The organism is Synechococcus sp. CCY 0621 (assembly GCF_019038465.1).
Lineage (GTDB): Bacteria > Cyanobacteriota > Cyanobacteriia > PCC-6307 > Cyanobiaceae > Cyanobium.
On record NZ_JAFKRH010000088.1, the window covers coordinates 1 to 258 of the forward strand.

The 258-nt window shown below is 65.5% G+C and carries 1 pseudogene; it reads right to left on the reverse strand.

The window, feature by feature from the left end:
- Positions 1-258, reverse strand: a pseudogene (locus tag KUG43_RS17545) (hypothetical protein); the annotation flags it as partial.

Consider the following 258-nt stretch of genomic DNA (forward strand, 5'->3'; position numbering starts at 1 on the left):
CTGGAGAGATCTTCCAGGCTGGCATCGACCACCTCGAAGAAACGAACCGACTGGCCGTTGACCAGCAGGATCTCGCGATCGAACGTGGTGCCCGCCGGCAGGGTGACGTCGGAGCTTTCCAGGGTGGAGAAAAGGGTCTGGGCGCGAGAGCGGATCGCCTCCAGATCCGCCAGCAGCGTGTCGGCACCAGCCAGCTCGTTGGCCTCGAGCACCACGTAGCCGATCTGGTTGGAGCTGGCGGGACGGCCCGTCAGGGTC